A 19,369-nucleotide genomic window follows, 5' to 3' on the forward strand; every position below is an offset into this window, starting at 1 on the left:
CACCAACTCCCCCAGCCCCACCGGCTCCACCCGGGCCCCGGTGGCCCACATGGCTCCCGTGGTTCCCCCGGCTTCCCGGCTCCAACGGCTGCTTCCCCGTGCCCGTACCCGTGTCCATGCTCGTACCTGCACCTACACCTGTGCCCGTGCTCGTACCCGCACCCACACCCGTACCCGTACCCGCACCCGTGTCCGTCTCCGCGGACCGTCCCGGCCTCAGGCGGCGGTCGAGCACGGTCATCACCAGCACCACCGCGCCTGCCGCGACCAGGACGAGTGCGACCGTGTGCAGGCCGTGGTCGGTGACGCTGTGCTTGAAGACCGTGCCCGTGATGGTGGCCGAGGCGATCGAGCCGAGGTAGCCGAATGTACGGAGCAGGCCGGACGCCGTGCCTATCTGTGCGGCGGGCGACTGCGTGTACAGGGCCGTCTGGTTGCCGACCGTCGTCGTACCCGTCACGACACCGAACAGCAGCGACACCACGATGATCAGCACCACAGGGCTGCTGTGCGACAGGAATATGATCCCCGACGAGGCGACGAGCATTGACACGGCCGCGGCGAGGAGCGGCCCGCGCACGAGGTTGCGCCGCGACAGCGGGCGTGAGATCACCGCGGACATCACACCCATCGGCACCAGGAACAGCCCGGCCTCCTGCGTGGACATGCCGCGCCCGGCCTCAAGCCACTGGGTGAGCCCGTACATCACGGTGTACACACCGAGCAGTGTCAGCGCGGACCGCAGATACGTGCGCAGGAGCGCGCCGTTGGCGGCCAGTCCACGGAGGTCGAAGAACGGCGTGGCCGCCCGCAGTTCCCACCACACCAGCGGTACGCCGAGGACGACGACCAGCACGAGCGCGATCCAGTTGACGGCGGGGAGCGCCATCACGAACACCAGCAGCGCGATCATCATGCCGGCGAAACCGACGATCCCGGCGAGGTCGACGCGGCCCGCGATCTCCCGGACGCCGCGCCGGGGCCCACCGCTCCCGGCCCCTTGGTCGCGCGGAACCCAGAACACGGTCATCGCGAGCGCCACCAGGGCCAGCGGGATGTTGATCAGGAACGCCGCGTGCCAGCCGGCCCAGCCCACAAGCAGCCCGCCGATCGGCGGTCCGATCGCGGCCGTGGCCATGCCCGCGATGGCGAGGCCGCCGAGCACCCCGCCCGGCGGCGAGCCGAGCCCCGCCGCGGACGCGCGGCCTCGGATGAGGACCATCGCGGACGGGTAGCCCGCCGAGGTGCCGATGCCTATCAGTACCCGCGCCACGAGGAGCATCGTCAGGTTCTGTCCGAACCCGCCGACCACACCGCCCAGCAGGACGAGGAGTATCCCGGCGAGGAACACCCGCCGCGGCCCGAACTCCTCGGCGAGCTTGCCCGCGGTCGGCTGTGCGACCGCGCTGGCCAGATAGAGCGCGGAGACCAGCACCGCGGTGCTGCCCACCGACACGTGCAGGGCCGTGGCGATCGGCACCAGCGCGGTGGCGATGATGGAGCTGTTGACGGGGTTGAGCGCGGAGCCGACGAACAGCGGGGTCACGAAACGCCAGCCGAAGGCCCGCCGCCCCGCCGCGCGCAGGGCACCCGCGGATTCATTTGCCGACTCGGCCGCCGGCCCGGTCCCTGACCCGGCCCGCGCCGTATTTGCCGCCTTCCGCTCGCCACCGCCACCGGTGTTGTCGGGTGTGCCGGATGCCATGTCGCTCCTCTCCCTCGACCGCGACGGACCCGGCCGAGCGGGCCGACCGGACCGACCGAACCCACCTGGCCGGGGGCCCACCCGGTCGGGCGGGCCGTCGCATCCGCCTCGGGGTGGCGGTCATGACAACCACTGTACGACTTAGACAAGTAACTTGGCAAAGTAACTTGGCGAAGTTACGGGAGCGAGCTCAGTGGCGTGGCAGATGGGAGCCGAGCGAGCTGAAAGGCAAAGGCTCCGGCCGCCACCGCCACCGTCGCCACCGCCACCGCCACCGCCACCGCCGCCACCGCCGTCGCCGTCGGTGGCCGGGCGGACCCCCCTGCACGCCGGACGCCGCGCCGCGCCGCGTCCGTCCCGGGAGCTGTCGGAGGCTCGTGGTCCCGCTTACGATCGGCCCGTGATCACCCGAAGACGTGCTGCGGCCGCCACCGCCCGCGGCGCCGCGACCGTCCTCGCGGCCACCCTCGCCCTCTCGGGCTGCACCGAGGCGCACGCCGGCGCACGCCCCGGCACGTCGGGGGTCGGGGACCCGTACTTCACCGGTCTCGGCAACGGCGGCTACGACGCCCTGCACTACGGCCTCACCCTCGCCTACACCCCCGGCGACGGCCGTCTCACCGGCACGGCCGTGATCACGGCGCGCGCCACCCAGGACCTCAGCGCCTTCAACCTCGACCTCGCGGGCATGAACGTTTCCTCCGCCACCGTCGACGGGTCCGCCGCGGGAGTGGCCCGGTCCCGGGCCGAGCTGACGCTGCGGCCCCGGCGCGATCTGCGGCGCGGCCATGTCTTCCGCGCCGTCGTCCATTACGCGGGTGTGCCCCGTACCCTCACCGACCCCGACGGGTCCAGGGAGGGCTGGCTCGTCTCCGACGGCGGCAGGCGGGTCGCGGCGCTGGGCGAGCCCACCGGGTCCATGGCGTGGTTCCCGTCCGACAACCGGCCGGGCGACAAGGCGACGTACGACATCACCGTCACCGTCCCCTCGTCGCTCACGGCGGTCTCCAACGGGGAGCTGCGCTCCGTGCGCCATTCCCCGGCGGGCGGGGGCGCCGGTGCCGGTGCGGGCGCCGGTACGAGCGCGGGCGCCGGTACGAGCGCGGGCGAAAGCGGTGCTACGGGCGCTACGGGTGCTACGGAGAGGGGCGCCGGGACCGCCACGTACGCCTGGCGCGTCGCGCAGCCGATGGCGACGTACCTCGCGACGCTCGAGATCGGTCCCTACGAGACCCGGCGGACGCTGCTCCCCGCGCGTACGGGTACCTCGCCCGGCGGCCGACCCATCGCCGTCTACACGGCCACCGACCCGGACTCGGCGGCGAAGGGCAAGCGGCTGCTGGACGCACTGCCCGGGATCATGGCCTGGGAGGAGAAGACGTTCGGCCCGTTCCCGTTCTCCTCGACCGGCGTGATCATCGGACGGCAGGGCCAGGCCGGATACGCCCTGGAGACGCAGAACCGGCCCTTCCTGCCGGGTGCGAGCGCGACCTCCACCTTCGTGCATGAGATGGCGCACCAGTGGTACGGGGACGCCGTGACGCCCGCGACCTGGCGGGACATGTGGCTCAACGAGGGCTTCGCCACGTACGGCGAGTGGCTCTGGGCCGACAGCCGTACGGGCAAGGACCGGGTGCCGCTCGCGCACAGCTTCGCCGCCGCGTACAAGGACCGGGACAACTGGGCGTTCTCGCCCGCCGATCCGCCGAAGGCGGCCGACATCTCGGGCTCACCCGTGTACGGGCGCGGCGCGATGGTGCTCCAGCGGGTACGTGAAGTCGTCGGTGATACCGCGTTCTTCCGCATCCTCCGGGGCTGGCCGCGCACGCACCGCTACGGGAACGCCTCCACGGCGGACTTCCTGGCCTACGCGCAGAAGGAGGCGGGCCCCCGGGGGCGGCGGCTGGCCGCGGAGGTGTGGCGGACCTGGCTGTACGGCACGCGGAAACCGGAACTCTAGGCCGGGAGGCGACAGCGGCCGTGCCTCCCGGGGTCCCGGGGGCTCAGGTCCGCGACAGGTCCTTGCGGAGTACGACGGCGGGCCTGCCGAGACGGCGGTCGGGCCGGCGGCCGGTCTCCTCGTAGCCGAGGGCGGTCCAGAAGGCGAGGCCCATCGCGTTGCCCTCCAGCACCTCCGCGCGCACGCCCGCGCGGCCCGCGTCCCGGAACCGCTGCTCGACGACGTCCGCGAGCCGCCGTCCATAACCCGCCCGCCTGCGTTCCCCATGGACCATCAGGAGCGCGATCCACGGGTCGGGATCGGACGCGGGCGCCGGATCGGGCGCGGTGGTGCGGAGGGGGCCCGGGTGGTGTTCGAGAGTGACGGCCACGGCGACGAGCCGGCCCATCGAGCGGGCGAGCAGGACCTCGGCCCCCGGGTGGGCGAGGTCGTCGGCGAGCGAGGCCGCGACCTCTTCGGGGCGAACCGCCCCTGGATTCGAGAACTCGCCGCTGAGCTGCTGGAACGCGTGGTCGGACGTGTACAGCGCGGCCAGCTCGGTGAGCACGGGACCGGGCAGGTCGCCGTCGGTCGGCCCCAGTGGTTCGACGATCATCAGGGCAGCGTACGCGCGGGGGGCCCCCCCGGGGCGGGGCCCCCCCCCCCCCCCGGGCGGGGGGTGTGAGGGTGGGGCCCCCGGGGGGGGGGGGGGCCCCCGGCCCGGGGCCGGGGGGGGGGGGGCCCCCCCGGGGGTCCCCCCCCCCCCCGGGCCCCCCCCGGGGGGGGGCCGGGGGGGGGGGGGGCCCCCACGCTCACGCCTGGCCGTGTGTTCAGAGGTTGACGCCGAAGTCGGTCGCGATGCCGACGAGACCGGAGGCGTAACCCTGGCCCACTGCGCGGAACTTCCACTCGGCGCCGTTGCGGTACAGCTCGCCGAAGACCATGGCGGTCTCCGTCGCCGCGTCCTCGCTCAGGTCGTAACGGGCGATCTCGGCGCCGCCTGCCTGGTTGACGACGCGGATGTACGCGTTGCGCACCTGGCCGAAGTTCTGCTGGCGGCTGTCCGCATCGTAGATGGAGACGGGGAAGACGACCTTGTCGCAGTCGGCGGGCAGGGCCGTCAGGTCGACGTTGATCTGCTCGTCGTCGCCCTCGCCCTGGCCGGTGACGTTGTCACCGGTGTGGACGATGGACTGGTCGGGGGCGTTCTTGTTGTTGAAGAAGACGAAGTGGCCGTCCGACACGACCTTGCCGTCCGCCTTCACCGCGATGGCGGAGGCGTCGAGGTCGAAGTCCTTGCCGGTCGTGGTGCGGACGTCCCAGCCGAGGCCGACCGTGACGGCGGTGAGGCCGGGGGCCTCCTTGGTGAGCGAGATGTTGCCGCCCTTGGACAGGCTTACAGCCATGGGAATTGTCCCTTTCGTTGCGAACGCCGTTGACGGTTCGGAAGCTACCGCCACCCCCTACAACGCGACCAGGGGAGTGCCGGGTTCCATCGGCTTTACTTTCTTTACCGAGCCCTGATGTGCCGGATACCGGAACCCGTGATGCGCCGGATACCGGAACCCCTGATGCGCCGGACACCCGGACTCGGGGGCGTCCGGCCGGGTGGCAAAACGGGATGACGGCCGGACGGGGACGCGAGAACATGGAGGCATGTCCGGGCCGCCGTATGTCATCCGAGGTTCGGTCTCCCTGCCGGAGGCCGAGCTGATGTGGCGTTTCTCCCGTTCGTCGGGGCCCGGCGGACAGCATGTCAACACGACGGACTCGCAGGTGGAGCTGCGCTTCGACCTGGCGAACACCAAGGCCCTGCCACCGGTGTGGCAGGAGCGCGCGCTGGAGCGGCTCGCGGGCCGGCTGGTCGACGGGGGCGTGATCGCCGTACGGGCGTCGGAGCACCGCTCCCAGTGGCGCAACCGTGAGACGGCGGCCGTACGGCTGGCCTCGCTGCTCGCCGAGGCGACGGCGCCGCCGCCGCGCGCGCGGCGGGCGTCGAAGGTCCCGCGCGGCATCAACGAGCGCCGTCTGCGGGAGAAGAAGCGCCGCGCGGAGACGAAGAAGGGCCGCTCCGGCCGCGACTGGTAGCCGCCCGGGACGGGCCCCGGCCCACGGCAGGCCCTCCGGGCCTTCACCGGCCGGCAGCCCGTCGGCCGAGCCGGCGACCCGTCAGTAGAATAGGCGGCCCGTCAGTCGAGTCGGCGGTAGCGGCCCCTGAAGTACGTCAGCGGGCCGCCCTCCGCAGCGGGCAGCTCCGCGGTCAGTACCCGCCCGATCACCAGGGTGTGGTCGCCGGCCGCCACCCGTTGCTCGGTCCGGCACTCCAGGGTCGCCAGCGACCCGCGCACCAGCGGCGCGTCGGTCACCTCGCCCCTGCGGTACGGGACGTCCTCGAACAGCAGCCGGTCGCTCAGCCGCCCCTTCATCGCGAACCGGCCCGCGATGTGCCGCTGGCTCTCGGTCAGCAGCGAAGCGGCCCACAGCGGCTGCTCCTCCAGCAGGTCGTCCATGCGGGAGCCGGTCCGCACGCTCACCAGGACGAGCGGGGGGTCCAGCGACACGGACAGGAACGACGTGGCCGTCATGCCCGCGTCCTCGCCCTGCGGGCCGTCCTCGGACAGGGGCGCCTCGCGGGCCGTCACCAGCACCACACCCGCGGCCAGCCGGGCCATCGCGCCACGGAACTCGTCGTTGCTCACCCCCTCAGCATGGGGGACGTCGCGCGGGACGGAGGTCGGGGGGACGGCGGACGCCGCGGTCGTCTGGTGCACGCCACGGACGCTAACCGGCGGTGCCGCCGGTCCGCATCGGGCCAGGGGACCAGCCAGGACCTAGGCCCCAGGTCTAAGCCCCAGGTCGGTCCGGAGCGATCGGGGCCGTGGGGCGGGAGCCGGGAGCACGAACCCCTCTCCGGGGTTGAACCGTATTCAAAAGGTTCAGGGAGCGCTCTCGGAGCCTCGTCCCGATCGTTCATCATTTGATGTGACTTGACTCACAGAGCTCACTAATCGCTGACCCTGTGTACCGGCTGAACAGCTCGCTGTGATTCAGTGAAGGGAACAGCGCAACGCGAGAGCCGATCAGAATCCTGGAGTTGCTGTCGAGGTCTCAGGGAGAGCGAGCGATGGAGACCGAGTCGGAGCCCTATGTCCGCCTTGCGACCATGCGGCAGCTGCATCAGGCCGTCGCGGAGCTCAACACTGCCCGGAGCCTGGCAGACACGTTGCAGACCGTCGCCGACGGCGTCGTCACCGGCCTCGGGTACGAGCTGGCGTGCGTCAACGTCGTGCAGGCCGACGGTGACCTCGTGGTCGCCGCGTTCGCCGGGTCCGCGGCGGCCGAGGCGCTGATCGCGGGCCGCGTCGGCTCCCGTACGTCCTGGGAGCGCCGCCTCAACATGGGCGAGTCCTGGGGCACCCTCCGCTTCATCCCGCACGCGGAGGGCTGGGTCCTCCTCGACGACGACGTGCCGCAGTGGTACACGGAGGGCCCCGAGCCCCGCTTCGCGGACGAATGGCACCCGCAGGACCGCCTCTACGCGCCGATGTACGCGTCCACGGGCGGCGGCAGCGAGCTGCTCGGCGTCATATCCGTCGACCGGCCCCGCGGTGGCCGCAAGCCCGGCACCTGGGGCCGTGAGGCCCTTCAGATGTACGCGTCGCAGTCGGCCTTCGCGATCAGCAACGCCCGCCTGCGCGCCAACATGCAGCGCGCCCTCGTCCGGCTCGAACGCGAGCAGCAGGCGCTGCGCGCCAGCGAGGAGTCGTTCCGGCAGGCGTTCGAGTACGCGCCGAGCGGGATGGCCATCGCCGAGATGGGCGGCGACCAGCGCGGCAGGCTGCTGCGGACCAACGACGCGCTGTGCCGCCTGCTGGGCAGGCCCGCGTCCGCGATGCGCCGGTACTCGTTCGCCGACCTCGTCCACCCCGAGGACATCGGGACCCTGCTGCGCACCTCGGCCGAGGGGGGCCGCGCGGAGCTGCGGCTCGCCCGCCGCGACGGCTCGTACGTCTGGGTGTCCCTGCGCAACTCCGTCGTCGCCGACACCACCGACGGGCCCCGCTTCCTGCTCACGCACGTCGAGGACATAGAGGAGCGCAAGAGCCACGAGCTCCAGCTCGCGCACCGCGCCTCGCACGACTCGCTGACCGGCCTGCCCAACAGCGCCGAACTGCGCGCCCGGCTCAGCGCCCGCATCTGCTCCCGGCCCGGCGCCTCGCGCGCGACGACGGCCGTCGAGCAGCTGGACGCGGCGTTCGGCGGGTACGACGGCGGCACCGGCGGCGCCTACGAAGCGCCCGCCGGCGGGTACGGGACCGTTCCGTACCAGGGCGGGCCCTACGAGCCCCTGGCGTACGGGAGCGCGACGGACGCGAACAGCGCGTACGGGGACGGACCCTACGAGAGCGGGCCCTACGCGAACGAGTCGTATGAGAACGGTCCGTACGAGAGCGGACCGTATGAGAACCAGCCGTATGAGAGCCGGCCGTACGAGAGCGGAACGTACGAGAACGGGTCGCACGACGACAGCGCGTACGAGATCGCCTACGACGGCTACGAGGCGAGCCAGGACTCCTACGAGGAGCGCACCGGCGAGCGCGGAGGCGCTTTCGGCGGCTTCCTCCCCGGCGGGCAGGGCGGGCACGGCCTGCCGGGCGGGAGCGCGTACGACCACCACGTGCATGTCGTCGCGCCCGACGAGGGCCAGGCGGGCGAGGGCGCCAAGGGGCTTGCCGTGCTCTTCTGCGACCTGGACGGCTTCAAGTCGATCAACGACAGATTCGGCCACAACACCGGCGACGCCGTGCTGATCGAGGTCGCCCGGCGGCTGGCCACGGGGGTGCGGGACGGCGACACCGTCGCGCGCCTCGGCGGCGACGAGTTCGTGGTGCTCGCCGACGGGCTCGGCCCGGGAGACGCCTCCGACCTGGCGGTCCGCCTGCGCAACGCGATCATCCCGCCCATCCGGGTGGACGGCAGGGCCGTCCGCGTCGGCGCGAGCTTCGGCATCGGCTGGGCGAGCTGCGGGATGACCGTGGAGGAGGTGCTGAAGTCGGCCGACCAGCGGATGTACCTGGAGAAGCGGTCCCGCAGCAAGGTGAGCCGCAGGGCGGGCTGAGCGGCGGCGCAGGTGGGGCGAGGGGCTGGACCAGAGCCGGGCGACGGGCCTCGCGTCGAGCGGTGGGACCTCGCCTCGGTCGGCGGGGCCCTGCGCCCGCCCCCGGAGGTGTGGCCGAATCCTGACGGTCCCGGATCGCCCGGCGAGACATTGTTCACCCTGGGTTCACCTCGGCCTGCCACGTGCGTTTCCGGCCGTCCGCCGGGCGCCCGTTGATGAGGCGGAAGACGCTCGGGGCCCGTGTCCGCCCGGTCCAGTGCCGTTCTGGGGCTCAGGTGTACGAGGTAGGCTCGCCCGGTCGGCGACGCTGACGAGATGGTAGAGGAGTGACCCAGGGATGACGGCCGGGAACGACGGCGCGAGCACACCCGAGGACGACGACCCCTTCGGCTATCTGTATGCCGACGGGCAGCAGTCGGGCGGTGCCCAGCAGCGGCGGCAGGGCGGCTACGGCTACCCCGGCCCCGCGGCGCAGCCCGGCGTGCCCAGAACGTCCTACAACCAGGTCAGGACCGTGGGCGAGCGCCAGTACGGCGGCCCGCAGCAGCAGGTGCCGCCGCAGGGCCAGTACGCGCAGCCGGGCCCGCAGGGCGCGTACGGCCCTCCGTCGCCCCAGGCGCCCTACGGTCAGCAGCAGGGCGGCTACGACCAGCCCAACCCGCACTACGCGGCGCCGGAGACCCAGGCCGTGGGCGGCCCGGTGCGCCAGGGCCCGCCGGGCCGCCCGCCGGGGCAGGGGCAGCGGGGCGGCCGGAGCGGCGGCCCCAACACCCGGGGCCTGCTGATCGCCGCCGTCGCGGTCGTCGCCGCCGTGGTGATCGGCATCACCGTCGCGCTCATGACGAGCGGCGGCGGGGACGCCAAGAACGACCAGGCGGGCGGCGGCTCCTCGAACTCGCCGAACGCCGGCGCCTCCCAGCAGCCCTCGGGCAACCCCTCGGCCAGCACGGGCGCCGACGGCGCGCTGCCCGAGCAGGACGCCTCCGCGCTGCAGCTCGGAGCGCCGGCCGCTACCGCCACCGACGTGCCGGGCGCCCAGGCCAAGGGCGGGGTGTATGTCACGATGCCGAGCGCCGGTGCCTCCGCGACCTGGACGGTCAGCGTGCCGAAGGCGGGCGACTACACGCTCTTCGCGAACTACGGCGTGCCCGGCAAGGACGCGAAGATGTCGCTGTTCGTGAACGACCAGGACCGCCGGTCGATCAGCATGAAGAACTTCGCGGGCGCCCCGGCGGGCGCGGCGGACAAGGGCTGGACCACGACGTACTCCTGGATCACCCTCAAGAAGGGTTCCAACACGATAAAGATCTCCTGCGAGCAGGGCGACCAGTGCGGGGTCAACCTCGACCAGGTCTCCCTGAAGGCGGGCAACGTCACCCGCTGACGACCCTGACGGCCCGAGGCGGCGTCACCCGCTGACGGCCCGCAGGAAGCCTGCCACCGTCCCGGCCCCCGCCGCGCGGGCCGGGACGAGGTATTTCCGGGGGCCGACGGTCTCCCGATGGGCCGTCGGTGCGGTGTAGGCGGCGACGCCGCGCCCCGCGGCGATGGCGGAGCCGATCAGCCCACCGACCGGGGGAAAAATCTCCTCGCGTGCCCGGACGGCTCAGGTGGTTTCGGTGATCGCGACGCGCGGCAGCAGCTCGTCGTAGGAGACGGGGTCGAACTCGCCCGCCGCCGAGGCCAGCACGGTCGCCGTCGAGAGCGCGACCGCGCGGCCCAGTCTGGCCGGCCACGGCAGGTCCTCGACCAGTCCCGAGAGCAGCCCCGCGACGGCGGAGTCGCCGGCTCCCGTCGGGTTGCCGCGCGCAGCGGCGGGCGGCCGGGCCCGCCAGGTGCCCTCAGGGGTCACGGCCAGCAGCCCCTCGGGGCCGAGGGAGGCGACGACGGAGCGCGCGCCGCGGCGGCGCGCGTCCCCGGCGGCCCGCAGCGGTTCGCGCGCGCCGGTCAGCAGGGCGAGCTCCTCGGCGTTGGGCTTCACGAGGTCGGGCCGGGGGGGGACGCCCCTGCGCAGGGGTTCGCCGCTGGTGTCGAGGAGGACCGGCACTCCGGCGGCGCGGGCGCGCCGCACGAGTTCCGCGTACGCGCCGACGTGCACCCCGGGCGGCAGGCTGCCGCAGAGCGCCACGGCGTCCGCGCCGTCCAGCAGGCCCTCGTACGCCTCGGTGAAGGCGCGCCACTCATCGGCGGACACGAGCGGGCCCGGCTCGTTGAACTGGGTCGTGTCGCCGCCTCGTTCGTCCGTCACGGCGACGGTGCGCCGGCTCACCTCCGCGACCGGCACGAACGCGTCCACGACACGCGGCGACAGGCGCGCCAGCAGCTCCCGTATGTCCTCGCCCGTCCTGCCGCCGAGGAACCCGGTGACCACGGTGGAGTGCCCGAGCGCCGACAGCACCCGCGCCACGTTGACGCCCTTGCCGCCCGGCCGCTCCACCACCTCGGCGACCCGGTGCGTGGCGTACGGCACGAGTGAGGAGGTGCGGTATGTCAGGTCGAGGGCGGCGTTGAGCGTGACCGTGAGGATCACCCCGCACCCTCCCTCGTCCGAGCAGCCGTCCGTCGACCGCCGTCCGCCGTTCCGCGTCGGCGGACCGGCACAGTCGATCATGCCAAACGAGAGGGCCCCGGCCTAGAGGGCGTCCGCCCCGCGGGCATCCGGGCGGCGCGTACGGGCCGTATCAGGCCGTGCGTGGGCCGCTTCAGGCCGTGTGCCGCCGCCGCACGCCGCTCGTCGCGTGAGGCGCGGGCGGTCTCACGCCGTGCGCGGGTCGATGACCCAGGTGCCCTTGTGCAGCACGCCCTTCAGCGTGAAGTCCGCGTCCAGGACGACGACGTCCGCGTCCTTGCCCGGCTCCAGGGAACCCACCCGGTCGGCGAGGCCCAGCAGGCGCGCGGGGTTGGCGGAGATCGCCCGGACGATGTCCTCCACCGGCATCCGGTCGACCGTCGCGGCGCGCTTGAACGCGGTGTCGAGCGTCAGCGTGGAGCCCGCGATCGAGCCGTTCTCCACGACGCGCGCCACGCCGTCCCGCACCTCGACCTCCAGCGGGCCGAGCGCGTACACGCCGTCTCCGAAGCCCGCCGCGTCCATCGCGTCCGTGATGAACGCCGTACGGGAGGCGCCGGCGGCGCGCAGCGCGAGCTCCAGCATCGCCGGGTGCAGGTGCGTGCCGTCGTTGATCAGTTCGACCGTGACGCGCTCGTCCTGGAGCAGCGCCGCGACCGGCCCCGGCACCCGGTGGCCGAGCGGCGGCATCGCGTTGAACAGGTGCGTCGCGACCGTCGCGCCCGCGTCGATCGCCTCCACCGTCTGCTCGTACGTCGCGTCGGTGTGCCCGAGCGCCGCGATCACACCGTGGTCCGCGAGCAGCCGTACGGAGTCGAGGCCGCCGGGCAGTTCGGCCGCGAGGGTCACCATCTTCGCGGTGCCGCGCGCGGCCTTCACCAGCGCGAGCACGTCCGCCGGGTCCGGGTCGCGCAGCAGCGCCTCGCTGTGCGCGCCCTTGCGGCAGGGGGAGATGAACGGGCCCTCGAAGTGCAGCCCCGCGAGGTCGCCCTGCTCGACCAGTTCCGAGAGCAGACCCGCGCGCCGCGCGAGGAAGTCGAGTTCCCCGGTCACGGTGGAGGCGACGACGGTCGTGGTGCCGTGCTCCCGGTGCGTACGGACGCCCTTCAGGACCTCTTCCGGTGTGCCGGACGTGAAGGACGCGCCGCCGCCGCCGTGGTTGTGCAGGTCCACGAAGCCGGGCACGACCCAGTGCCCCGAGAGGTCGATCTCGGCGGCGCCGTCGGGCGCGGACCCGGCGATCCGCCCGCCCGAGACGATCACCCGGCCGCCCTCCACGACGCCGGTCGGCAGGACGACCCGGCCGCCGGTCAGCACCGTGCACGTGGCGGCACCGGCGGCGCCGGAGAACCCGCTCGTGGTCGTGGCCGGAACGGCCGTCGCGGCGGGCGCCGGCGCGGCGGAAACCGGGGGCGTGGATGATGCGGCGGCCATCAGGCGCTTACCTCCGTGGCGAGTAGGTCCCAGGCGAGCAGGCCGGCCCCGAGGCACCCGGCGGTGTCGCCGAGCGTGGCCGGAACGATGGTGGGCAGTTTCTGGAAGGTGACCTTCGCCGCGATCGCGGCCCGCAGCGGTTCGAAGAGGGTGTCGCCCGCCTCGGCGAGCCCGCCGCCGATGATCAGCGTGCGCGGGTCGAGCAGGGTCAGCGCGGTGACGAGTCCCGCGGCCAGCGCGTCGACCGCGTCCCGCCACACCTCGATCGCCGCGGCGTCCCCTGATGCCACGGCCTTGGCGCAGTCCGCCGCGTCCGCCTCCGGGTCGCCGCTCGCCGCCGCCCAGGCGCGGGTCACCGCGCTGGCCGAGCCGTACATCTCCATGCAGCCGTACTGCCCGCAGTTGCACTGCGGGCCGCCGGGCCGCACGACGATGTGGCCGACCTCGCCCGCTATGCCGTGCGCGCCCGCCTCGATGGCCCCGTCGATGCCGATGGCGCCCGCGATGCCCGTACCGATGGGCATGAAGAGGAACCGGTCCGAGCCGCGGCCCGCACCGAGACGGCCCTCCGCGAGGCCGCCGGTGCGTACGTCGTGGCCCAGCGCGACGGGGATGGAACCGAGCCGCTCGCCGATCAGGGCGCGCAGCGGCACGTCCCGCCAGCCCAGGTTCGCGGCGTAGACGGCGATGCCGCGCTCGGTGTCGACCACGCCGGGGACGGCGACGCCCGCGGCGCGCGCGCCCTCGCCGAACCGCTCGGCGCCGTACGCGTACAGCTCGGCGGCGAAGCCGGCGATCGCCTCGACCACGGCCTCGGGGCCGCGCTCCCGGCCGGTCGGCCGGCGGGCCTCGTGCAGCAGCTCGCCGTCCGCCCCCACGAGGGCGGCCTTCATGCCGGTGCCGCCCACATCGAGGGCGATGACGTGTTTCACGGGGACAGTCTCGCGCGTACACCCTGGAGAGGTCTAGTCCACTCCCCGTGATCTTTGCCGCCTTCACCCCCGTGCCGCCACTGGGTCATTTGTTCGTCGCCTGGACTCAAACGTTCGAACAAGACAAAATCGCGGTTCGACCATCGAGTTCCCGCCAGATGGCGGGCGGAAGGCGGGAAGAGGACCAGTGCGGCACCGCTATCTCGGCATCACCACGGCCATAGCCGTCATGGGCACCACGGCGCTCGCGGGCTGCGGCGGGGCGACCGGTTCGGGTCGGACGACGATCAGACTCGTCGCGGCGGACTACGGCAACAGCCCGCAGACGTCCTCCAGCATTTACTGGAAGGAGCTCGCGTCGGAGTTCGAGAAGTCCCATCCGAAGATCAAGGTCGATGTCGACGTCCGCTCCTGGAAGACGGTCGACTCGGACGTGGCGACCATGGTCAAGCAGGGCAGGGCGCCCGACATGGCCCAGGTCGGCTCGTACGCGAACTACGCGGAGCAGGGCAAGCTCTACAGCGCCGACCAGCTCCTGAGCGTCCCCGTCCAGTCAGGGTTCGTCAGCCAACTCGCCGACGCGGGCAAGGTGAACGACACCCAGTACGGGCTGCCGTTCGCGGCCTCCACGCGGCTGCTGTTCTACAACCGGAAGCTGTTCGACCAGGCCGGGCTCGACGCGCCGAAGGACTGGGACGACATCGAGAGCGACGCGAAGGCGCTCAAGTCCGAGGGGGTGTCCGTACCGTTCGCCCTGCCCCTGGGCACCGAGGAGTCGCAGGCCGAGACGATGATGTGGCTGCTCAGCGGGGGCGGTGGCTACACGAGCAGCGACGACGACTCGTACAGCATCGACTCCGCCGCGAACGTCGACACCTTCGACTGGCTCCAGAAGAACCTGGTCGGCAAGGGCCTCACGGGGCCCGTCGCGCCCGGCAAGCTGGACCGTACCGAGGCGTTCAAGGAGTTCACCGAGGGCAAGGTCGGCATGCTCAACGGGCACCCGACGCTGATGGACGACGCCCGCAAGGCCCACGTCGACTTCGGCATGGTGCCCATGCCCGGCAAGAACGGGAAGGCCAAGGCGTCCATGGGCGTGGCCGACTGGATGATGGCGTTCAAGCAGAACGGCCACGCGGGCCAGATCGGCGACTTCCTCGACTACGTCTACAACGACAAGAACGTCATGGACTTCGTCAAGCGCTACGACCTGCTGCCCGTCACCTACTCCGCGAACAACGCGATGGCCGCGGACCGGAGCACCGGCGACCTGCGGCAGTTCCAGAACGCGCTCGGCTCCTCGGAGCTGTACCCCTTCGACAAGAGCTCGTGGTCCGAGGTGAGCGGGTCGATCAAGAAGAACATCGGCCAGGCGGTCGAGCCCGGGCGGAGCCCGCAGCAGATCCTGGCGAGGATCTCCAAGGACGCGAACGCGGCGGACGCGGCCGACTCGGGCGGGGCTGCCGCGAAGTAGCCTGGCACCGATGCCGACCGACGCCCCTCGGCCCCCCGAGCCGACCGTGCCCGCAGAGCCCACCTCGCCCGCCGAGCCCCCTGAGCCGACCGCGCCCGCCGAGCCCTCCGCGTCCCCGCCTGGCCCGGCGGGGGACGGCGGCGCGCCAGGGGACGGCACCCGTGCGGGTGAGGGGCGTGCGGCCGGGGAGGGCACCCGTGCCGGAGACGGCAGTGCGGTGGAGGACGGGGCCCGTGCCGACGGAAGCGGTCTGTCGGGCCGGGACCGCGCGGTGCTCGCCCTGGAGCGGCTGTCCTGGTCGGGGCCCGGTGCCAAGGAACGCGCGATACGGGAGCGGCTCGGCATGTCGCCCACGCGCTACTACCAGGTGCTGAACGCGCTCATCGACGACCGGGCCGCCACCGCGTACGACCCCGTCACACTCAACCGGCTGCGCCGCGTGCGCCAGTCGCGCCGCGACACCCGCTGAGCGGCCGTCCGGCCCGGTAGGCTCGCGCGCATGGGCAGCAACCCGACCCCCCTGCCAGAGCCGGCCACCGACGCGGGCGCCGAGGGCCTGGCCGCACTGCTGGCCGCCCCCGCCGACGCGGTCGTCGCGCTCGACTTCGACGGCACGCTCGCCGACATCGTCGCCGACCCCGAGCAGGCCAGGGCCCACCCCGGCGCGGTGCACGCGCTGGCCGCGCTCGCGCCGCACCTCGCGTCCGTCGTGGTGATCAGCGGGCGCCCCGCCGCCACCGCCGTCGAGTACGGCGGCTTCGCGGACGTGCCGGGCCTTGAGCGGCTCGTCGTCCTCGGCCACTACGGCGCCGAGCGCTGGGACGCCGCGACCGGGGCGCTCCACACCCCGCCCCCGCACCCGGGCGTGGCCGCCGCCCGCGCGGAACTCCCCGGCGTTCTCGACCGGTTCGCGCCGGGGCAGGACGTGTGGACCGAGGAGAAGGGCCAGGCGTTCGCCGTGCACACGCGCAGGGCCGCCGACCCCGAGGGCGCCTTCGCCGCCCTGCGGGCCCCGCTGAAGGACCTGGCGACGCGCCACGAACTGCTCCTCGAACCGGGCCGCCTGGTCCTGGAACTCCGGCCGCCCGGCATGGACAAGGGCGTCGCGCTCACCGCGTACGTCCAGGAGGCCGGCGCGCGGACGGTCGTGTACGCGGGCGACGACCTCGGCGACCTGCCCGCCTACGACGCCGTCGACGCCCTGCGCGCCGAGGGCCGCCCCGGCCTCCTCGTCAGCAGCGGCACCGCGACCGCCCCGCTCACCGACCGCGCCGACCTGCGCCTGTCCGACCCGTCGGGGGTGGTGGAGTTCCTTTCCGCGCTCGTCGACGCGCTGGCGCGCCGCCGCGCCTGAGGCCTTCCCCGTTCGCCGTTCCCTGTGCCCCGTTCCCGTTTCCCTGCTCTCCCCGTTTCCCCGGTGCCGATCAGCCCCGCAGCTCCGTGAGCTGGTCCAGGAACCAGCGGGACGGCGGCAGTGCCGTCGCCGCCGCGCCGAGCCGCTTCGTGCGGCGGGCGCGTTCGTCGTCCGGCATGCTCAGCGCCTCGTGCAGGGCCTGGGCCGTCGCGGAGATGTCGTACGGGTTGACGACGAGGGCGTCCTCGCCCAGCTCCTCGTACGCGCCCGCCTCCCGCGACAGCACCAGCGCGCAACCGTGGTCGGAGACCACCGGCACCTCCTTCGCGACGAGGTTCATGCCGTCCCTGATCGGGTTGACCAGCGCCACGTCAGCGAGGCGGTACGCGGCGAGCGAGCGCGCGAAGTCGTCCTCGACGTGCAGGACCACCGGCGTCCAGCCGTCCGTGCCGAACTCCGCGTTGACCTCGTCCGCGAGCTGCCGCACCCGCTCCGTATAGTCGCGGTAGACCGCGAGGTCCTGCCGGGACGGGTACGCGAACGCCACGTGCACCACCCGTTCCCGCCAGCTCGGGCGCTCGCGCAACAGGGTCCGGTAGGCGAGCAGCCCGCGCACGATGTTCTTCGACAGCTCCGTGCGGTCCACCCGTACGACCGTGCGGCGCGGTGCGCCCGACGGGTCGGTGCCGATCTGCTCGCGCAGCGCGGCCATCCGGTCGTCCACGTCGGGGCGGTGCGCGCGCTCGCGCAGGAAGTCGCCGTCGGCGCCGAGGCCGTGCACCCCCGTGCGGGTGTTGCCGGTGCCGCCGAGGAGTTCGTCGCAGCACGCCGTGAACGCGTCCGCCCACCGCCGGGTGAGGAAGCACGCGCGGTCCGCGCCGAGTATCCCGCGCAGCAGCTGGCGCGCGATGTCGTCGGGCAGCAGCCGGAAGTAGTCCACGGGCGCCCAGGGCGTGTGCGAGAAGTGGCCGATCCTGAGGTCGGGCCGCAGCGCCCGCAGCATGCCGGGCACGAGCGCCAGGTGGTAGTCCTGCACGAGCACGGCGGCGCCCTCGCCCGCCTCGTCCGCCAGGGCCTCGGCGAAAGCGCGGTTGTATGTCTCGTACGACGCCCACCGGGCCCGGAACTCGGGGCCGAACGACGGCTCGACGGGCGTCTGGAACAGCATGTGGTGCACGAACCACAGCGCGGAGTTGGCCACCCCGTTGTAGGCGTCGGCGTACACGTCGGGCGGGATGCCCAGCATGCGGACACGCTGTCCGCCGGTGTCGCCGGGGTCGAGCCGGCCGCCCGTGCGCCGCACGGCCTCCCGGTCGCCGTCGCCGAGCGCGGCGCACACCCATACCGCGCCCGCGTCGGGACCTATGGCGGACAGGCCGGAGACCAGGCCGCCGCCGCCGCGCCGTGCCGTGAGCGCCCCGTCGTCCGTGAGGCTGTACGAGACGGGGCCGCGGTTCGACGCCACGAGAACGGCGGCATCGGCGGTGGTGGGAGCGTCGGTGGAGTCGTACGCGGAAGCCATATCGCGAACCTAGCCGGTCGCGGAAACGCTCAAACGTACGCACGGGGCTGGTGTGGCGTGTGCGGCGGCGCGTGTGACGGCGCATGACGGCACGGCCACGGCGCGCGGTCGGACACCCGGTGAAACTCACCCCGCGCGCAGGCCCCCGCGCACCGCGTCACGCCCCGCCCTTCCGTGCGGCCGGTGACCGGAGGCGCACGGCCGCTCACGCATCGTGCGGGGTGTCTCCCGTCCCGCGTCGCCCGGCCTCAGGCCGCGGGGCGGGACCGGGTGTCTCTCGTCCCGCGTCGCCCGGCCTCAGGCCGCGGGGCGGGACAGGTATTCGAGGATCTCCCGCATGGGCGGCCGCTCCTCGGTGTCCACCGGGTGCGTCCGCGGCTCGAATCCGTGCTCGCCGCGCTCGAACTGCGTCAGCATCGGCCGCACCAGATGCGCGCGCGACAGCCGCAGTTGGGCCGTCCGGTAGATCGCCGCGGCCATCCGCCCGAGCGCCCGGTCGTCCTGGTGCCGGTGCAGCCGTACACCGACGTCCACCTGCGCCAGCGCGTCGAGCCCCACCAGACCCAGCGCGTCCACGAGGAGGCCGAGCTCCACCCCGTACCCCACGGGGAAGGGCAGTCGCTCGAGCAGCGACCTGCGCACCGCGTACTCGCCGCCCAGCGGCTGCACGAAACCCGCCAGCCGCGGCCAGTGCAGATTCAGCAGCGGGCGCGCCACCAGCTCCGTGACCCGGCCGCCCTGGCCAGGCGCGTCACCGCCGGGCCCGCTGTTCGCGCCCCCGGCCGTACCGTCGCGCAGCGGCCTGTCGTACATCGCCTTCACGAACTGCACGCCGGGATCGGTCAGCAGCGGTCCGACGATCCCCGACACGAAGTCGGGGGAGAACTCCCGCAGATCCGCGTCGACGAAGCACACCACGTCACCGCTCGTCGCCAGCAGCGACCGCCACAGCACCTCGCCCTTGCCGGGGACGGCCGGCACCCGGGGCAGAATCGCGTCGCGGTGCACGACGCGCGCGCCGGCTTCGGCCGCCACCTCCGACGTACGGTCCGAGGAACCGGAGTCGACCACCACCAGTTCGTCCACCAGCGGCGCCCTCTCCATCAGCTCGCGCCGTATCACGGACACGATCGTGCCGACCGTCTCCTCCTCGTCCAGAGCGGGCAGGACCACACTCACCGTGGTCCCGCGTGTGGCCTTGGCCACCAGCAGCCGATCGAGCGGGCGATCGCCGACGGACCAGGAACGCCTGGTCAGCCAGCGTTCCACCTCTTCCAGCACGATCGGCTCTCCCTTGCTGGGCCACTACGTGATCCATCTC

General features: G+C 73.3%; 16 protein-coding genes. 7 read left to right on the top strand and 9 right to left on the bottom strand.

Annotated features, from left to right (window positions below):
* The coding region (locus LCE31_RS13225; protein WP_225014420.1) for an MFS transporter at window positions 1-1,705 on the bottom strand (1,705 nt) is incomplete at its 3' end.
* Between the two features lie 400 nt (window positions 1,706-2,105).
* Here LCE31_RS13225 and LCE31_RS13230 point away from each other — a divergent pair.
* Window positions 2,106-3,665: a M1 family metallopeptidase gene (locus LCE31_RS13230; RefSeq protein WP_225014421.1), complete on the top strand. Its 1,560-nt coding sequence runs from the start codon at window positions 2,106-2,108 to the stop codon at window positions 3,663-3,665.
* A gap of 43 nt (window positions 3,666-3,708) precedes the next feature.
* On the opposite strand, the gene LCE31_RS13235 is transcribed toward LCE31_RS13230, so the two are convergent.
* Together LCE31_RS13235 and LCE31_RS13240 are read right to left on the bottom strand one after the other, a co-directional pair.
* Window positions 3,709-4,260 carry a GNAT family N-acetyltransferase gene (locus LCE31_RS13235; RefSeq protein WP_225014422.1) on the bottom strand — a complete coding sequence of 184 codons (552 nt, stop codon included), beginning with the start codon at window positions 4,258-4,260 and terminating at the stop codon, window positions 3,709-3,711.
* A gap of 214 nt (window positions 4,261-4,474) precedes the next feature.
* The gene (locus tag LCE31_RS13240; RefSeq protein ID WP_225014423.1) at window positions 4,475-5,050 is read right to left on the bottom strand and encodes a TerD family protein; all 576 of its coding nucleotides are present in this window, start codon (window positions 5,048-5,050) and stop codon (window positions 4,475-4,477) included.
* Between the two features lie 250 nt (window positions 5,051-5,300).
* Between LCE31_RS13240 and arfB the strand changes: the two genes are divergently transcribed.
* Window positions 5,301-5,732, top strand: coding sequence for an alternative ribosome rescue aminoacyl-tRNA hydrolase ArfB (gene arfB, locus LCE31_RS13245; protein WP_225014424.1), 432 nt, complete (start codon window positions 5,301-5,303; stop codon window positions 5,730-5,732).
* 101 nt (window positions 5,733-5,833) lie between these two features.
* On the opposite strand, the gene LCE31_RS13250 is transcribed toward arfB, so the two are convergent.
* Complete coding sequence (locus tag LCE31_RS13250; protein ID WP_225014425.1) at window positions 5,834-6,415, bottom strand: flavin reductase family protein; 582 nt, start codon at window positions 6,413-6,415, stop codon at window positions 5,834-5,836.
* Between the two features lie 353 nt (window positions 6,416-6,768).
* On the opposite strand from LCE31_RS13250, the gene LCE31_RS41520 reads away from it, so the two are divergent.
* Window positions 6,769-8,763, top strand: a complete 1,995-nt coding sequence (locus LCE31_RS41520; protein ID WP_225014426.1) for a sensor domain-containing diguanylate cyclase — start codon at window positions 6,769-6,771, stop codon at window positions 8,761-8,763.
* A gap of 337 nt (window positions 8,764-9,100) precedes the next feature.
* Window positions 9,101-10,147, top strand: coding sequence for a carbohydrate-binding protein (locus LCE31_RS13260; protein WP_225014427.1), 1,047 nt, complete (start codon window positions 9,101-9,103; stop codon window positions 10,145-10,147).
* A gap of 222 nt (window positions 10,148-10,369) precedes the next feature.
* Here LCE31_RS13260 and LCE31_RS13265 read toward each other — a convergent pair whose 3' ends face one another.
* From LCE31_RS13265 to LCE31_RS13275, 3 genes are all read right to left on the bottom strand, one after another.
* Entirely contained in the window at window positions 10,370-11,293 is a 924-nt protein-coding gene (locus LCE31_RS13265) for a 1-phosphofructokinase family hexose kinase (RefSeq protein ID WP_225014428.1), read from the bottom strand.
* A gap of 225 nt (window positions 11,294-11,518) precedes the next feature.
* Window positions 11,519-12,766 carry an N-acetylglucosamine-6-phosphate deacetylase gene (gene nagA, locus LCE31_RS13270; protein WP_225014429.1) on the bottom strand — a complete coding sequence of 416 codons (1,248 nt, stop codon included), beginning with the start codon at window positions 12,764-12,766 and terminating at the stop codon, window positions 11,519-11,521.
* Entirely contained in the window at window positions 12,766-13,698 is a 933-nt protein-coding gene (locus tag LCE31_RS13275; protein ID WP_225014430.1) for an ROK family protein, read from the bottom strand. The genes nagA and LCE31_RS13275 overlap by 1 nt, the downstream gene beginning before the upstream one ends.
* Before the next feature lie 187 nt (window positions 13,699-13,885).
* Here LCE31_RS13275 and LCE31_RS13280 point away from each other — a divergent pair, with 187 nt between their 5' ends.
* The 3 genes from LCE31_RS13280 to otsB are packed head-to-tail and all read left to right on the top strand — an operon-like array spanning window position 13,886 to window position 16,526.
* Window positions 13,886-15,172, top strand: coding sequence for an ABC transporter substrate-binding protein (locus LCE31_RS13280; protein WP_441349411.1), 1,287 nt, complete (start codon window positions 13,886-13,888; stop codon window positions 15,170-15,172).
* A 10-nt stretch (window positions 15,173-15,182) separates the two neighbouring features.
* On the top strand, window positions 15,183-15,641 hold the full coding sequence (locus LCE31_RS13285) for a DUF3263 domain-containing protein (RefSeq protein ID WP_225014431.1): 459 nt from the start codon (window positions 15,183-15,185) through the stop codon (window positions 15,639-15,641).
* A 30-nt stretch (window positions 15,642-15,671) separates the two neighbouring features.
* The gene (gene otsB / locus LCE31_RS13290) at window positions 15,672-16,526 is read left to right on the top strand and encodes a trehalose-phosphatase (RefSeq protein WP_225014432.1); all 855 of its coding nucleotides are present in this window, start codon (window positions 15,672-15,674) and stop codon (window positions 16,524-16,526) included.
* Window positions 16,527-16,596: 70 nt separating this feature from the next.
* On the opposite strand, the gene LCE31_RS13295 is transcribed toward otsB, so the two are convergent.
* Together LCE31_RS13295 and LCE31_RS13300 are read right to left on the bottom strand one after the other, a co-directional pair.
* A complete protein-coding gene (locus LCE31_RS13295) occupies window positions 16,597-18,048 on the bottom strand; it encodes an alpha,alpha-trehalose-phosphate synthase (UDP-forming) (protein ID WP_225014433.1) in 1,452 nt (483 codons plus the stop codon).
* 297 nt (window positions 18,049-18,345) lie between these two features.
* Window positions 18,346-19,329 carry a glucosyl-3-phosphoglycerate synthase gene (locus LCE31_RS13300; RefSeq protein ID WP_225014434.1) on the bottom strand — a complete coding sequence of 328 codons (984 nt, stop codon included), beginning with the start codon at window positions 19,327-19,329 and terminating at the stop codon, window positions 18,346-18,348.
* Window positions 19,330-19,369: the final 40 nt, after the last annotated feature.

The sequence above is a fragment of the Streptomyces sp. 8L genome, assembly GCF_020176795.1.
Lineage (GTDB): Bacteria > Actinomycetota > Actinomycetes > Streptomycetales > Streptomycetaceae > Streptomyces.

What these genes read in the sequence shown, in the direction of transcription:
- LCE31_RS13235 (WP_225014422.1), bottom strand. Translation starts at nt 4,260, where the DNA reads ATGATCGTCGAACCACTGGGGCCGACCGACGGCGACCTGCCCGGTCCC.
- LCE31_RS13295 (WP_225014433.1), bottom strand. Translation starts at nt 18,048, where the DNA reads ATGGCTTCCGCGTACGACTCCACCGACGCTCCCACCACCGCCGATGCC.
- LCE31_RS41520 (WP_225014426.1), top strand. Translation starts at nt 6,769, where the DNA reads ATGGAGACCGAGTCGGAGCCCTATGTCCGCCTTGCGACCATGCGGCAG.
- LCE31_RS13260 (WP_225014427.1), top strand. Translation starts at nt 9,101, where the DNA reads ATGACGGCCGGGAACGACGGCGCGAGCACACCCGAGGACGACGACCCC.
- arfB (WP_225014424.1), top strand. Translation starts at nt 5,301, where the DNA reads ATGTCCGGGCCGCCGTATGTCATCCGAGGTTCGGTCTCCCTGCCGGAG.
- otsB (WP_225014432.1), top strand. Translation starts at nt 15,672, where the DNA reads ATGGGCAGCAACCCGACCCCCCTGCCAGAGCCGGCCACCGACGCGGGC.
- LCE31_RS13240 (WP_225014423.1), bottom strand. Translation starts at nt 5,050, where the DNA reads ATGGCTGTAAGCCTGTCCAAGGGCGGCAACATCTCGCTCACCAAGGAG.
- LCE31_RS13285 (WP_225014431.1), top strand. Translation starts at nt 15,183, where the DNA reads ATGCCGACCGACGCCCCTCGGCCCCCCGAGCCGACCGTGCCCGCAGAG.
- nagA (WP_225014429.1), bottom strand. Translation starts at nt 12,766, where the DNA reads ATGGCCGCCGCATCATCCACGCCCCCGGTTTCCGCCGCGCCGGCGCCC.